Genomic DNA, 16,370 nt, shown 5'->3' on the forward strand with positions numbered 1-16,370 from the left:
GGGCTGATTTTAAAAAAAAGTGAGTTTTCCTAAAGCACGGTAATGGCATTGGGTTTTGTGCCCACACCGCCATCGACAGTAGTTACGTTCACCTTCCACGATCCGGTCGTGTTACCTGCCGGGATCGTTACCGTCCCGGTAATCTGTGATGAGAATACGGATGTCAGAGTAGTCTGAATATCGGTTTGGCCGGCTTTAGTCAGGTTTACCGTAGTCAGTCCACCGGGCTGGAAGTAATTGCCGTTTACGATAAAGGAGACCGGTGTTCCCCGATAAGCAGTTGATGGAGTAAAGGAGGTGATGGAGGGTACCGGTAACGTGTTGACGGTGAATGCGGAGGGTTTACTGGCAAGACCCCCATCGAGAGTACTGACATTGAGTCTCCATGTACCGGTCGGGGTTGTAGAGGAGATGCCGAACGCACCGGTGATCTGGGTGGATGTGACAGAATAAACCGTGGATGCCAATTCACCAGATGTGGAGTTACTCAGGACTACCCTTGTCTGGCCGGGCTCAAAGTTGGTACCGGTAATTGTGTATGAAACCGAAGTGTTCCGGAATCCTGAGACCGGTGTGATTGACGTAATCGTGGGAGCAGGGAACGTGCCAACCGTAAATGTCGATGCTTTCCAGATCGTGCCGCCGTCGAGTGTTGTCACGCTGACGTTCCAGGAGCCGGTCGGGGCGTTATAGGGGACGACGACTGTGCCGTTGATGGTGGTCGCAGTGACGGTATTCACCGTGAACCCGTTCGTTCTGTTGAGGGCGGTGCCATTCGACGGGTAATTGAACGAGACGGTAGTCTGGCCGGGCTGGAAGTTCGTACCAGTGATCAGGAACGGGACGGTTGCGTTCCGGTACCACGTTGTTGCCGGGGTTACTGCAGTGATGGTCGGTTTCACGAACCGGGTTACCGTGAAGGCCGAGGGTTTCCAGATCGTGCCGCCGTCAAGTGTCGTCACGCTGACATTCCATCCGCCGGTCGGGGCGTCATACGGCACGACGACCGTGCCGTTGATGGTGGTCGCAGTGACGGTATTCACCGTGAACCCGTTCGTTCTGTTGAGGGCGGTGCCATTCGACGGGTAATTGAACGAAACGGTAGTCTGGCCGGGCTGGAAGTTCGTACCAGTGATCACGAACGGGACGGTTGCGTTTAGGTACCATGCAGTTGCCGGAGTTACTGCAGTGATGGTCGGTTTCACGAACCGGGTGACCGTGAAGGTCGAGGGTTTCCAGATCGTGCCGCCGTCGAGTGTTGTCACGCTCACGTTCCATGCGCCGGTCGGGGCGTCATACGGCACGACGACCGTACCGTTGATGGTGGTCGCAGTGACGGTATTCACCGTGAACCCGTTCGTTCTGTTGAGTGCCGTGCCATTCAACGGGTAATTGAACGAGACGGTAGTCTGGCCGGGCTGGAAGTTCGTACCGGTGATCGCGAACGAAACGGTTGCGTTCCGGTACCACGTTGTTGCCGGAGTCACGGCGGTGATGGTCGGTTTCACGAACCGGGTGACCGTGAAGGCCGAGGATTTCCAGAGAGTGCCGCCGTCAGCTGTCGTCACGCTGACATTCCATGCGCCGGTCGGGGCGTCATACGGCACGACGACTGTTCCGTTGATGGTGGTCGCAGTGACGGTATTCACCGTGAACCCGTTCGTTCTGTTGAGTGCCGTGCCATTCGACGGGTAATTGAACGAGATGGTAGTCAGGCCGGGCTCGAAGTTCGTACCGGTGATCACGAACGGGACCGTTGTGTTCCGGTACCATGTGGTCGCCGGGGTTACTGCTGCGATGGTCGGTTTCGAGAGGTTCACGACGGAGAATGCATTAAACTTGATATTCTCCCCGCCATCAGCAGTTATCACCCGGATATTCCACGATCCGGTGGTTGCATTCAACGGGATCGCCAGCGTCCCGTCAATGCGGGTTATGGTAACGTTCGTAAGGGCAGTCGGGATAACCCCGGTAGACTGGTTCCGGAATTCCACGGTAGTATTACCAAGGCCCGGTTCAAAGTTGCTCCCCATAATCGTGAATGCAACCGTGCTGTTCCGGTACCCGGATGCCGTCGGGACAGATGCTATAACCGGGGCCGGAAGCACAAGGGCGGGAGTGTTGGAAAGGGTTACGGTCCGGTTCACGCTGGTGCCCCGCATACCATTCAGGGTGGTTTCCGCTTCCACCTGGACCGTATAGGTACCGGTCGGGTACAGGGTATTCCCCGTGTTCCAGAACCCGCCGGTATCATATTGTGATATTGGCAACGTGATATTGGTGAGAGAACTGACCGTTCCGGTCGTATTGACAAGGGTCGGGATATTCCGGCCATCCGGGCCGGTCAGAAGGATATCGAACGGGATTCCGGTGATGTTCCTCTCTGCCGAGATATTCTCTATGTTGTTGGTGATCGCGAAACCCAGCTCGTCGCCGACCGGTGCAGTCTTCCTAGTGACGTTCAAACCTCCGGTGGTGATGTCCCGTATCGCAATATCAACTGCCGGATTCACAACCCGGAATGCCAGGTACTGTGACCCGCCGGGCGACCCGTCATAGCTGTACCAGGGGCCGGTCATGTTGGAAAATCCAGCTGGTGATACCACGAAGTTGTGGACCGTGCTGCTGATACCCATCGTCGTCGCCGGAGACGTGGACGTGGGATCCGCTCCGGCCGGCCACCATGCGAGCGTGGTATTCCCGGCCATGCAGCCGGTGATGTCGAGCCCGCTCTCGCCGACATAGACCGTTCCGCCGGGTATTACCCACCGGGCTGGTGCTACCACCATATGGAGCGGCAGCTGGTCGTACCCCCCGACACCGGACCCATACCAGTCGTTGCAGATGCCGTCATTGTTGGAGTCCCAGTCAGTCTGCGAGTAGCCGTTGCCGTCCGGCCGGGCATAGTAGTTCCCGCCGAGCCATGGTCCGCCGACGATATTCGTACCCGGTGTCAGCGTCGTGTTCCAGTAATCGGGGTTTGAGTAATAGCCCCCGATGTTGTTGCTGTTGTTGAAGTAATTGTTATAGATCGTGTTTCCATTGGAGAAGTAGAGATAAATCCCAGACCCCGTATTTCCCGTTACCCAGTTGTTGGTAAGGGTCACGCTGTCTGTCCACTGAGTATAAATTCCGTTGCTACTTCCACTCACCCGGCTGCCATTAACAGCGACCCCGCTGGATGCTGATGCAAGGAGAATTCCCACATTCGCGCAATTACTGACATTGACCCCCTCGATCGTGCCGTTCGGTGCATTATTATAATAGATCCCCTGAGCCCCCCAGTTTGTTACCGTGACGTTCCGCACGGTGACGTTAAACTTCGTAACATCAATCCCGTCCTGTCCCCCTCCGGATCCGGAACCGTCAATCTTGTGCCCCATGCCGTCGAAGATGACATTCCCGGAGGTAATGTGGATGGCCGTCGTTGTTGGAGTAATGTCGTTCTGCAGGTAATACGTCCCGGGCGAGACGATGTATCCCGGCCCGGTGATATTGTACATCGCGGGATTGATATGAAGCGGGAGCTGGTCGGGGACGTAGGCATCGTCACAGATGCCGTCATTGTTGGAGTCCCCGTTCGTTTGCGAGAACCCGAGCCCGTTCGGCTGGGCCCAGTAGTTCCCGCCTATCAGGGAACCGCCTACAATATTAGTGCCGGGTGTCTGGGTGGTGTTCCAGATGTTGTTGGTATCGAAACCGTAGACATTATTGGAGTTGTTGAAGTAATTGTTAAAAATGCGGTTGTTGTTGTATGTCCCGGTCCAGCCAGCATAGATATTTACTCCATAAATATTATTCGTCAGCCTGTTTCCGGTAATGGTAAGATTGGGCGACTGGATCCCGATCCCATTATAGTTCGAGCTGGTCGTAGTATTCATGATGAAACCGTCCGGAGCATTCTGGTAATAGATTCCGGAGGACCAGTTGGTCAGGGTCACATTCTCCACGGTGACGTTGGGTTTGGTTACCAGGATACCATTTCCACTGCCGGGATTGCTGGAATCAACCCGGTACCCCATGCCGTCAAATATCACATTCCCGGAAGTGATCTGGATGGCATTTGAAGAACCGGTGAGAATGTCGTTCCGGAGATAATATGTCCCGGGCGAGATGATGTATCCCGGCCCGGTGATGTTGTACGCAAACGACTGGATATGGAGCGCCAGCTGGTCAGATCCGCCGGGGAGTCCATACACGTCGTCACAGATGCCGATATTGTTCGAGTCCCCGTCCGTCTGCGAGAACCCGATCCCGTTCGGCTGGGCCCAGTAGTTCCCGCCGATCAGGGAACCGCCTACAATATTGGTGCCGGGTGTCAGCGTCGTGTTCCAGATCATCCCGGAAGGCCCGTAATAGTTTCCAGCGTTGTTGGTGTTGTTGAAGTAATTGTTATAGATCGTGTCACCATAGCTGCTAAAGAAATAAATCCCAGTTCCCGAATTTCCCGTCACCCGGCTGTTGGTGAGGGTCATGCCGTTGGTGGACCCCAGATAAATCCCATTTTGGCTGTTTCCACTCACCTGGCTGCCGTTAATAGCGACCCCGCTGGAGGATTCGAAGTGAATTCCCTGTCCTCCATTCGAACGGGTATCAACCCTGTCGATGATGTCGTTCGGGGCATAATAATAATAGATGCCATCTCCACCATTCGAACTGGCATTGACCCTGTCGATCGTGCTGTTCGGGCCATAATAATAATAGATGCCATATTGGCCATTCGAACTGGCATTGACTCCCTCGGTTGTACTGTTTGGGGCATTTTCATACAAGATTCCAGAAGAAGACCAATCAGTCACGGTTACATTCTGCACCGTGACGTTGGGCTTTGTTACATAGATCCCATTCCATCCGCCCGCGGATCCGGAACCGTCGATCCGGTGCCCCATGCCGTCGAATATCACATTTGCGGAAACGATCTGGATTGCCGTCGCTGTCGTTGTAATGTCGTTCCGCAGGTAATAGGTCCCGGGCGAGATGATGTATCCCGGCCCAGTGATATCGTAGCTCGCCGGGGGGGTATGGAGCGCCAGCTGGTCGTAACCCCCGGGGAGTCCATACGCATCATCGCAGATGCCGATATTGTTGGAGTCCCCGTCCGTCTGCGAGAACCCGAGACCGTTCGGCTGCGCCCAATAGTTCCCGCCGATCAGGGAACCGCCTACGATATTGGTGCCGGGTGTCAGCGTCGTGTTCCAGATCATCCCGGAAGGCCCGTAATAGTTTCCAGCGTTGTTGGTGTTGTTGAAGTAATTGTTATAGATCGTGTCACCATTGTTGGAGTAGTAGAAATAAATCCCAGTTCCCGAATTTCCCGTTACCCGGCTGTTGGCGAGGGTCATTCCGTTTATATAATCAAGATAAATCCCATTGCCGCTGTTTCCACTCATCTGGCTGCCGTTAATAGCGACCCCACTGGAGGACTCAAGGTGAATTCCATCATTGCCATTCGAACTGGCGTTGACCCTGTCGATCGTGCCGTTGGGGGCAGAATTATAATAAATGCCGTAGCTCCAGTCGGTCACGGTTACATTCTGCACCGTGACGTTGGGCTTCGTTACATAGATCCCGTCCTGTCCTCCTCCGGATCCGGAACCGTCGATCCGGTGCCCCATGCCGTCGAAGGTAACATTACCGGAGACTATCTGGATGGCATTCGAAGAACCGGTGAGAATATCGTTATGGAGATAATAGGTCCCGGGCGAAGTGATGTATCCCGGGACGGTGATGTCGTAGCTTACGGGACTGGCCTGGAGGGGGAGGTAATCAGGGCCGTATACCTCGTCGCAGATGCCGTTGCCGTCAGAGTCCCCGTGGGTCTGTGAGAAGCCGTTGCCGTCCGGCTGGGCATAGTAGTTGCCTCCCATAAGGGAACCGCCCACGATGTTTGTGCCGGGTGTCAGGGTAGTGTTCCAGACATTGTTGGTATCGAACGGATAGATATTGTTGGAGTTATTGAAGTAATTGTTGTAGATCCTGTTGTTGTTGTATGCCCAGGAGGCACCAATATAGAAACTTAATCCATAACCACTATTTCCCGTCACCCTGTTCCCGGTAATGGTAAGATTGGTCGACTGGATCACGATCCCGCTCTGACTGATGGAGCTGACTGTGGTATTTGTGATGATACCATTCGGTGCATCCTGGTAATAGATCCCATCATACCAGTCAGACACGGTCACGTTCTTCACGGTGACGTTGCTCCCCTGCACTAAGATACCTGTGCCCGACCCGACCGCGCTCGAATCAATCCGGTATCCCATGCCGTCGAACACAACATCGGACGCCTGGATCGTGATGCATGGGTTGACACTCGTTACAATATCGTTCTGGAGCGTCCAGGTCCCGGGCGTGATGATCGTTGTCGGAGACCATATCTGCCCGTCGGCACAGACGCCCTGCACGAGCAGGAGGAATAAAAGAATAATCCCGGCCATAACCGGCAGGGCACTTCCCCTAGGATGTGACAGGCTCCGATGGAGGGCCCCGTCTTTTGCAGCGGTTGCGTGGCAGGTACTCCCGAACCGGGGAACCGGTCCCTGCATTCCCTGTTGAGGAACGGCTCTCCCGTCTGTACTGCGCATAGTTCCGAACGTAAAATACCCCCCAAACGATTTTTTCATCGTGCGTTTTCCTGGTACCAAATCCACAAGTATACTCATTTTTCCTCCCGTTAAGTGACTGCCCGCAACAGTTCTGCCGGAAAAGATCCGGCATATCTGCTGGTATGGCGGTGTTCGGGCATGTCATTCCCCTCAGGCAACCGGAGGACTGATCAAAGACCTGATGCCTGTCTGATGAGAACAGCATCCTCCGCATACAGGGACGGGGACAGGAATTTCAGGAACTGATGGCTACGGAAAATTCACATCCCCTATAATTCAGGACGATCAACCAGACCCCAATATGTCTTCCTTTTCTTCTGGAGATGTTAAATATATCGAAATTTTTGTCTATAGTTTTTTACATTATGTCATATAAAAAGACTGGTATTTCTAAAAACCCAATAACTGGCCTGAAACGGATGAAAAACCCGAGGGAACTTCGACAAATCGCTGGTCCCCTGCAAAGGACCCGACTGCCCGGAGTATGATGGCGGGTGGTGTATCCACCTTTCTAATGGGGGAACGTATGGGAGGAGCAACGTGCAGCAATAACGATGGGAGAGCCCGCTATGTTATCATCGCAGGAAGTAACAATCAACCATTGCAGGAAGATTAAGATGGGCGTTTTTCGGTTTGCAGATACGTATGCCGCGCCGACACAGGAACAGCGCGAACGGTATATGATAGGGAAGATCGAAGAGCGGCACTTCGGTCCCGAAGGTCAGATCGTCTTCATCGAATATCCCGAGGCCGTATACCTCAAAGACGATATCGACACTATCCGCATCCTCTGCACCGGTTTCAAAGACAAACAAAAAGCCTTTGAGGAAGTGAAACGGCTCGTGGATCATTGCGAGCATAACGTACCTCCACATAATTTGTTTACGAAGGGACGGAAGGCCAAGGATGATTCGAAGCCGATCGACCGCACATCTCAATGATCGCGGGACTCTGCGGATTTAAAAAAAATGAGGGGGGTAAATCCCCCACAGACCTTATTTTTTGCGTTATCAGGTATACGTGAATTTGTCACCGGTTCCCGTTGCGGATGTCCCACCAGGTGTGATGACCGTGACGTCAACAACTCCGGCTGCATGGGCCGGGGCGGTCGCGGTAATTGAAGTACCGCTGACAACCGTCATATGGGTTGCCGCTGTGCCTCCAAAGTTAACGGTGGTCGCTCCGGTAAAGCCAGTCCCGGTGATGGTGACTGTAGTGCCGCCAGTATGTGAGCTGGACATTGGTGAGATTCTGGATACGACAGGGGCTGCTTGATACGTGAATTTGTCACCGGTTCCCATTGCGGATGTCCCACCAGGTGTGATGACCGTGACGTCAACAACTCCGGCTGCATGGGCCGGGGCGGTCGCGGTAATTGAAGTACCGCTGACAACCGTCATATGGGTTGCCGCTGTGCCTCCAAAGTTAACGGTGGTCGCTCCGGTAAAGCCAGTCCCGGTAATGGTTACTGATTGACCGTCAGTTAGTGGGCCGGCTTTCGGCGAGATGCTGGACACGACGGGGGCTGCAACATACGTGTATTTGTCAGCTGGTGTAACGGTGGATGTTTTGCCAAGCTTGATGACGGTAACGTTAACAATTCCCGAACCGGCCGGGGCGGTCGCGGTGATTGAAGTAGCGCTGACAACGGTCACATGAGTGGCCGCTGTGCTACCAAACTTTACTGCAGTCACACCGGTCAAGTTAGTCCCGGTGATGGTTACTGATTGACCGCCGGTTACCGAGCCGGATGCTGGTGAGATGCTGCCAACGACGGGGAATACTACATACGTGTATTGATCACCGGTTCCGGTCGCGGATGTTCCACCGGGGGTGATGACCGTGACATCAACAATTCCGGCAGTACCAGCCGGGGCGGTCGCCGTGATTGAAGTAGCGGTGGGGGTCCCGGTGATGGTTCCCGTTACGCTACCAAAGTTAACTGCGGTCGCTCCGGTAAACGCGGTCCCGGTGATGGTGACTGATGTGCCACCGGTCACTGAGCCGGAAGTTGGTGAGATGCCGGATACGGTCGGGGCCGCTGCTTCATACGTGTATTGGTCACCGGTTCCGGTTGCAGATGTGCCGAGGAGTGTCGTGACAGTAACGTCAACAACTCCGGCTGCATGGGCCGGGGCGATCACCGTGATTAAAGACCCGGTGTTCGCGGTGATGGTTGCCGGTGTGCTACCAAAGTCAACAACGGTCGCTCCGGTAAAGCCTGTCCCATAGAGGGTAACTGATCGACCGCCGGTTACCGAGCCGGCAATCGGTGAGGTGCTGGATACGAACGGGGCTGCTTGATACGTGAATTTGTCAGCTGGTGTAACCGGGGATGTGCCGCCCGGCGTGATGACTGTGATGTCAACGGCTCCTGAACCGCCTGGGGCGGTTACGCTGATTGATGTAGCAGTATTCGCAGTGATGGTTCCCGGTGTGCTACCAAAGTTAACTGTGGTCGCTCCGGTCAAGCCAGTCCCGGTGATGGTGACTGTGGTACCGGCGGTCAGCGGACCCACGGCCGGTGAGATCCTGGATACGACGGGGAGTGCTGTATACGTGTATTTATTACCTGATCCAGTTGCGGATGTGCCACCGGGCGTGGTGACAGTGACGTTCACAACTCCGGCTGTACCGGCCGGAGCGGTCACGGTGATTGATGTAGATGAATTCGTGAGGATGGTTCCCGCTGTGCTACCAAACTTTACTGCAGTAGGTCCGGACAAGCCAGTCCCGGCGATGGTGACGGTGGTGCCGGCGGTGAGCGGGCCGGCAGTCGGTGAGATGCTGGATACGGTCGGGACTGCTTCATAGGTGTATTGGTCCGAGGCTGACGTGACGGATGTACTGCCAGCTGTGGTGACGGTAACGTCAACGGTTCCGGCAGCACCGGCCGGGGCGGTTGCGGTGACTGAAGTAGCGCTGACAACGCTCACATGGGTAGCTGCTGTGCTACCAAAGTTCACTGCGACCGCTCCGGTAAAGCCAGTCCCGGTGATGGTGACGGTGGTGCCGGCGGTCAGCGGACCCGCGGCCGGGGAGATCCTGGATACGACCGGGAGTGCTACATAGGTGAATTTGTCAGAGGCGGATGTCGCGGATGTGCCACCAAGTGTGGTAATAGTGACGTCAACGGTTCCGGCAGCACCAGCCGGGGCGGTCGCGGTGATTGATGTAGAAGAATTCGTGAGGATGGTTCCCGCTGTGCTGCCAAACTTTACTGCGGTCGGTCCGGCCAAGCCGGTCCCGGTGATGGTGACTCGGGTGCCGGCAGTCAGCGGACCTGCAACCGGTGAGATACTGGTTACGACCGGGAGTGCTGTATACGTGTATTTGTCTCCTGATCCGGTTGCGGATGTGCCACCGGGTGTGGTGACCGTGACGTCAACAATTCCAGCAGTACCAGACGGAGCGGTCACCGTGATTGATGTAGATGAATTCGTGAGGATGGTTCCCGCTGTGCTACCAAACTTTACTGCGGTCGGTCCGGACAAGCCAGTCCCGGCGATGGTGACGGTGGTGCCAGCGGTGAGCGGGCCGGCAGTCGGTGAGATACTGGTGACGGTCGGGACTGCTTCATAGGTGTATTGGTCCGAGGCTGACGTGACGGATGTACTGCCAGCTGTGGTGACGGTAACGTCAACGGTTCCGGCAGTACCAGCCGGGGCGGTTGCGGTGACTGAAGTAGCGCTGACAACGGTTACACCGGTAGCAGGTGTGCTACCAAAGTCAACTTCGGTCGCTCCGGTAAACGCGGTCCCGGTGATGGTAACTCGGGTGCCGGCGGTGAGCGGGCCGACTTTCGGCGAGATGCCGGACACGACCGGGAGTGCTATGTAGGTGAATTTGTCAGAGGTTACTGGTGCGGATGTGCCGGAAGGTGTGGAAACGGTAATGTCAACGGTTCCTGAACCGCCCGGGGCTGTCGCGGTTATTGAAGTGGCAGTGTTTGCGGTGATGGTTCCCGGTGTACTACCAAAATTAACCGTGGTCGCTCCGGCCAGGTTACTACCCGTGATGGTTACCGTAGTGCCGGCTGTTACCGGGCCGGCAGTCGGTGAGATGCTGGTGACGGTCGGGACTGCTTGATACGTGTATTGGTCGGAAGATGATGTCGCGGATGTGCCACCAGGCGTGGTGACAATAATATCAGGGGATCCGGCTGTTGCATTGGACGGGGCGATCAAGGTGATTAAATTAGCCGTGTCCACCGTGATATTTCTCATGGGGACCACGGTATTACCAAACTTAACTACGGTCGCATTGCTCAAGGCAGTACCGGTGATCATTACAACGGTATTGCCGGTTGTCGGCCCGGATGTCGGTGCGATGTTGGACACGACCGGGCGTGCGATATACGTGTATGATCCCGACAAGGTCGCGGTCTGGCCATCTCCGATGGTAACTACGAGATTCTGGGCTCCGGCTGTGCCGGCTGGTGTTGTCGCCGTAATCGTCGTGGAGTTAACAAAGCTGACACTTGTTGCTGCGTTACCCCCGATGGTCACAGCAAGCGAAGTCCCGGCAGTCTGCAAGTTCGTACCGGTAATCGTTACCGATTGACCACCGGCTACCGAGCCCATTGACGGCGTTATGCCCGTAGCGGTCGGGACTGCATCATAGGTATATGCTCCCGCATCGGTTGCGGTCTGGCCATCTCCGATGGTAACTATAACAGTCTGGACTCCGGCTGTGCCGGCTGGTGTTCTCGCCGTAATCGTCGTGGGGTTAACAACAACGACATTCGTTGCCGCATTACCGCCAATGGTCACCCCCAGCGAAGTCCCGCTCGTCTGCAAGTTCGTACCGGTGATCGTTACCGGTTGACCGCCGGCTACCGAGCCGGCTGACAGCGTTATGCCCGTAACCGTCGGGACTGCATCATAGGTATATGCTCCCGCATCGGTTGCGGTCTGGCCATCTCCTATCGTAACTACTACATCTTTGACGCCGGCTGTGCCGGCTGGCGTTCTCGCCGTAATCGTCGTGGGGTTAACTAAAACGACATTTGTTGCTGCATTACCGCCAATGGTCACACCAAGCGATGTCCCGGTAGTATTCAGGTTCGTACCGGTGATCGTTACCGGTTGACCGCCAGCTACCGGGCCGGCTGACGGCGTTATGCCGGTAGTTGTCGGGACTGCATCATACGTATATGCTCCCGCATCGGTTGCGGTCTGGCCATCTGCGATGGTAACTACTATATTCTTGACTCCGGTTGTGCCGGGTGGTGTTGTCGCCGTAATCGTAGTGCCAGAAGCAGTAAGAATTGTTGCCGGCGCACCGCCTATGGTCACACTCAGCGAAGAAGTACCGGTGGAACTTAAGTAGGTACCGGAGATCGTTACCGGTTGACCGCCCAGTACCGAGCCGGCTGACGGCGTTATGCCCGTAAGCGTTGGCTGTGCATCATACGTATATGCTCCCGCATCGGTTGCGGTCTGGCCATCTCCTATCGTAACTACGACAGTTTTGACGCCGGCTGCGTCGGCAGGTGTTGTTGCCGTAATCGTAGTGTTGTTAATAACAACGACATTTGTTGCGGGAAGACTATCAATGGTCATACCAAGCGATGTCCCGGTAGTATTCAAGTTCGTACCGGTGATCGTTACCGGTTGACCTCCTGCTACCGGGCCGGCTGACGGTGTTATGCCCGTAATCGTGGGGGCTGCATCATACGTGTAGGTACCCGTCGCGGTCTGGCCATCAGAGATAGTAACTATTACAGGCCGTGTTCCGGGTGCGCCGGCAGGTGTTGTCACGACAATATGAGTGGCAGAGTGACTGACAACCGTTGCTGCATTACCGCCAATGGTCACAGCAGCTGAAGTCCCGGCAGGCTCAAAGTTCGTACCGGTAATTGTCAACGTGGTACCGCCCGATGACTGGCCGGCTGACGGCGATATAGTTGTAACTGTCGGGACTGCATCATATGTGTAGACACCCGCATCGGTTGCGCTCTGGCCATCTCCGATCGTAACTACTACCGGCCTGGCACTTCCTGTGCCGGCAGGTGTTGTTGCCGTAATCGTCGTGGGGCTAACAACAACGACATTCGTTGCTGCATTACCGCCAATGGTCACGCCAAGCGAAGGACCGGTAATAAAGTTCGTACCGGTGATCGTTAACGACTGACCGCCCAATACCGAGCCGTCCCACGGCAATAGGGTCGTAGCCGTCGGGACTGCATCATACGTGTATGCAAAGTTATCGATTGCGGTCTGGCCATCTCCGATCACAACTACTACATCCTTGTGGACGTCTGTGCCGGTAGATGTTGTTGCCGTAATCGTGGTGGGGTTGACAACAACGATATTCGTTGCTGAATTAGAGCCAATGATCACATCAAGCGAAGCACCGGTAATAAAGTTCGTACCGGTAATCGTTACCGACTGGCCGCCGGTCACCGGGCCGGCTGACGGCGTTATACCCGTAACCGTCGGGACTGCATCATACGTGTATGCTCCCGGCAAGGTCGCGGTCTGGCCATCTGCGATGGTAACTACTACATCCTTGACTCCGGCTGTGCCGGCTGGTGTTTCCGCCGAAACTGTGGTGGCAGTATTAGACCAGACCCTTGCTGCATTACCGCCTATGGTCACACTAAGCGAAGAATAACCGGTGGAACTTAAGTTTGTACCGGTAATCGTTACCGTCTGAGTGCCCAATACCGAGCCGGCTGACGGCGATATGGTCGTAACCGTCGGGATGGGATCATACACGTATGCTCCCGCATCGGTTGCGGTCTGGCCATCGCCGATCGTAACTACCACATTTTTGGCCCCGTCTGTGCCGGCTGGTGTTGTTGCCGTAATCGTCGTGGGGTTCACAACAACGACACTTGTTGCCGCATTACCGCCAATGGTCACACCAAGCGAAGCACCGGTAATAAAGTTCGTACCGGTAATCGTGACCGACTGACCGCCGGCCACCGGGCCGACATATGACATTATTCTCGTTACCGTCGGGACTGCATCATACGTGTAGGTACCTGACACGGTCGCGGTCTGGCCATCACCGATCGTAACTACAACGGGTTGGGATCCGGCTGTGCCGGCAGGTGTTGTTGCCGTGATCGTCGTGGGGTTGACAACAACGACACTTGTTGCTGCGTTACCGCCAACGGTCACACCAAGCGGAGGGCCGGTAATAAAGTTCGTACCGGTAATCGTTACCGATTGGCCGCCGGTCACCGGGCCGGCTGACGGCGTTATGCCCGTAGCCGTCGGGACTGCATCATACGTGTATGCTCCTGCATCGGTTGCAGTCTGGCCATCTGCGCTGGTAACTACTACATTTTTGACCCCGGCTGATCCGGCAGGTGTTCTCGCCGTAATCGTATTGGCGTTAACAAAACTGACACTTGTTGCCGGGGCACCGCCAATGGTCACCCCCAGCGACGTCCCGGCAATAAAGTACGTACCGGAAATCGTCACCGATTGGCCGCCGGTCACCGAGCCGGCTGACGGCGTTATGCCCGTAACCGTCGGGACTGCATCATACGTGTATGCGCCCTCATCGGTTGCGGTCTGGCCATCGCCGATCGTAACTACTACATTCTTGACCCCGGCTGAGCCGGCAGGTGTTGTTGCCGTGATCGCAGTGGCGTTAACAACAACGACACTTGTTGCTGCATGACCGCCAATAGACACACCAAGCGAAGGGCCTGTGACAAAGTTCGTACCGGTAATTGTTACCGACTGACCGCCGGTCACCGAGCCGATTGACGATGTTATGATCGTAGCCGTCGGGACTGCATCATACGTGTAGGTACCCGTCGCGGTCACGGTCTGGCCGTCTCCGTTCGTAACGATGACGGCCTGGGGGGCTCCGACTGAGCCGGCAGGTATTGTTGCGGTAATCGTATCGGGGTTGATAACAACGACATTCGTTGCTGCATTGCCGCCAATGGTCACCCCAAGCGACGTCCCGGAAATAAAGTGCGTACCGGCAATCGTCACCGTCTGGCCGCCGGCTGCCGAACCGGCTGACGGCGTGACGGTCGTAGCCGTCGGGACTTCATCATACGTGTATGCTCCCGTATCGGTTACGGTCTGGCCATCCCCGATCGTAACTACCACATTTTTGACTCCGGCTGCGCCGGCAGGGGTTGTTGCTGTAATCGTCGTGGGGTTGACAGCAGTAACACTTGTTGCTGCAACACCATCAATGGTCACGCCGAGCGACGACCCGCTCGTCTGCAGGTGCGTACCTTTGATCGTTATCGTCTGGCCGCCGGATACCGAGCCGTGGGACGGCGATATGCCCGTAACCGTCGGGACTGCATCATACGTGTAGGAAGTCGTCGCGGTCTGGCCATCAGAGATGGTGACTACTACGGATTGGGATCCGGCTGTGCCGGCGGGTGTTGTCACGACAATCTGAGTGGCAGAATGGCTGACAACCGTTGCTGCATGACCGCCCATGGTCACACCGGCTGAAGTCCCGGCGGGCTCAAAGTTCGTACCCGTAATCGTTACCGTCTGACCGCCGGTTACCGAGCCGGCTGAAGGCGATATGGTTGAAATCGTCGGGACTGGATCATAGGTGTAGGTGCCCGTCGCGGTCGCCGTCTGGCCATCGCCGATGGTAACTATTACGGATTGGCCGGTTCCTGAGCCGGCAGGTGTTGTTGCCGTAATCGTCGTGGGGTCGACAACAACGACATTCGTTGCTGCATTACCGCCAATGGTCACACCAAGCCCAGAGCCGGTAATAAAGTTCGTACCGGTGATCGTTACCGACTGGCCGCCCACTACCGAGCCGGCTGAGGGCAAAATGGTCGTAGCCGTCGGGTTTGCATCGTAGAAGTAGCCGCTCGTCGCGGTCTGGCCGTCGTAGTTGGTAAGAACCACGGCCTGCATGGTTCCGGCTGGGCCACCGGGGGTTTCCGCGGTAATCTCAGTCGGGGAAACATAGACAACGTTCAACGCCGGAAAACCGCCAATGGTCACACCAAACGTGTTGCCGTTGACGAAGTTCGTACCGTCAATCTCTACCGGTTGACCGCCCCCCGGGTAGCCGGAACCCGGTGTTATGCTCACGATATTCGGAGATGGTAAGATGGTTACATAGTTATATTCGTCAGCAGGTAAATCGACTGATGTGCCGTCATTGTTCGTGACCTCGACGTCAACGTAACCCCCTCCTCCAACAACCGGGCTAAATGGGGCGGTCACGCTGATCGAACTGGCGGTGGGAGTCCCGACAATAGTTGCCGGTGCTGAAGCGCCCCCGCTCCCGTCGGTACCTCCTGCGTTAAATTGTACCGTTGGCGTTCCGGACGCAGCCACCAGATCCGTACCGGTGATGTTTACCGTGTTGCCGCCGTTCTGCGGGCCGGTGCCCGGCGAAATCCCGGTGATGACTGGCAGTGCAGATACCGCCGGGACGACAAGAAAAACCAGGAGAAAGAGAGATGCCAGGATGAACAGGGTACGAATCGGAGCCCGCTTCGCCGGAATTCCGGCAGAGGGCACGGTAGTTGGCCTGGCACGATTCTTCGGGGTTCCATGGATCATCTGTGGTGGATGAACGTTCGTTCCTTTCACACCAGTCAATAACCTTTTTGCTTTACTGCATATCCTGCTTCTGAGCACCGTTTCAGTAATCATACAACAACCTTCACCTTCATTTTCTTAACAGATTTCCCGGGGTAATCCCTTCGGTCAACCTGTCAAAAAATCCAAAATGCATTTTTGTGGAGAGACATCTCCTAACACTCAATTGTTAGTCTCCTACGAACGCATAATATCCTAATTCCTC

General features: G+C 55.6%; 3 protein-coding genes. 1 reads left to right on the forward strand and 2 read right to left on the reverse strand.

Annotation, left to right across the window (positions count from 1 at the left end; all coding sequences use genetic code 11):
- Positions 1-29 precede the first annotated feature (29 nt).
- A complete protein-coding gene (locus tag ABSG49_RS11040; RefSeq protein WP_424026183.1) occupies positions 30-6,662 on the reverse strand; it encodes a NosD domain-containing protein in 6,633 nt (2,210 codons plus the stop codon).
- Between the two features lie 560 nt (positions 6,663-7,222).
- On the opposite strand from ABSG49_RS11040, the gene ABSG49_RS11045 reads away from it, so the two are divergent.
- Positions 7,223-7,546, forward strand: a complete 324-nt coding sequence (locus tag ABSG49_RS11045; protein ID WP_424026184.1) for a hypothetical protein — start codon at positions 7,223-7,225, stop codon at positions 7,544-7,546.
- A gap of 69 nt (positions 7,547-7,615) precedes the next feature.
- On the opposite strand, the gene ABSG49_RS11050 is transcribed toward ABSG49_RS11045, so the two are convergent.
- Positions 7,616-16,126, reverse strand: coding sequence for an IPT/TIG domain-containing protein (locus ABSG49_RS11050; protein WP_424026185.1), 8,511 nt, complete (start codon positions 16,124-16,126; stop codon positions 7,616-7,618).
- Between the last annotated feature and the right edge of the window lie 244 nt (positions 16,127-16,370).

The sequence above is a fragment of the Methanoregula sp. genome (assembly GCF_049510175.1).
Lineage (GTDB): Archaea > Halobacteriota > Methanomicrobia > Methanomicrobiales > Methanospirillaceae > Methanoregula.

Coding starts and splice junctions, on each gene's coding strand:
- ABSG49_RS11040 (WP_424026183.1), bottom strand. CDS start 6,662: ATGAGTATACTTGTGGATTTGGTACCAGGAAAACGCACGATGAAAAAA.
- ABSG49_RS11045 (WP_424026184.1), top strand. CDS start 7,223: ATGGGCGTTTTTCGGTTTGCAGATACGTATGCCGCGCCGACACAGGAA.
- ABSG49_RS11050 (WP_424026185.1), bottom strand. CDS start 16,126: ATGATCCATGGAACCCCGAAGAATCGTGCCAGGCCAACTACCGTGCCC.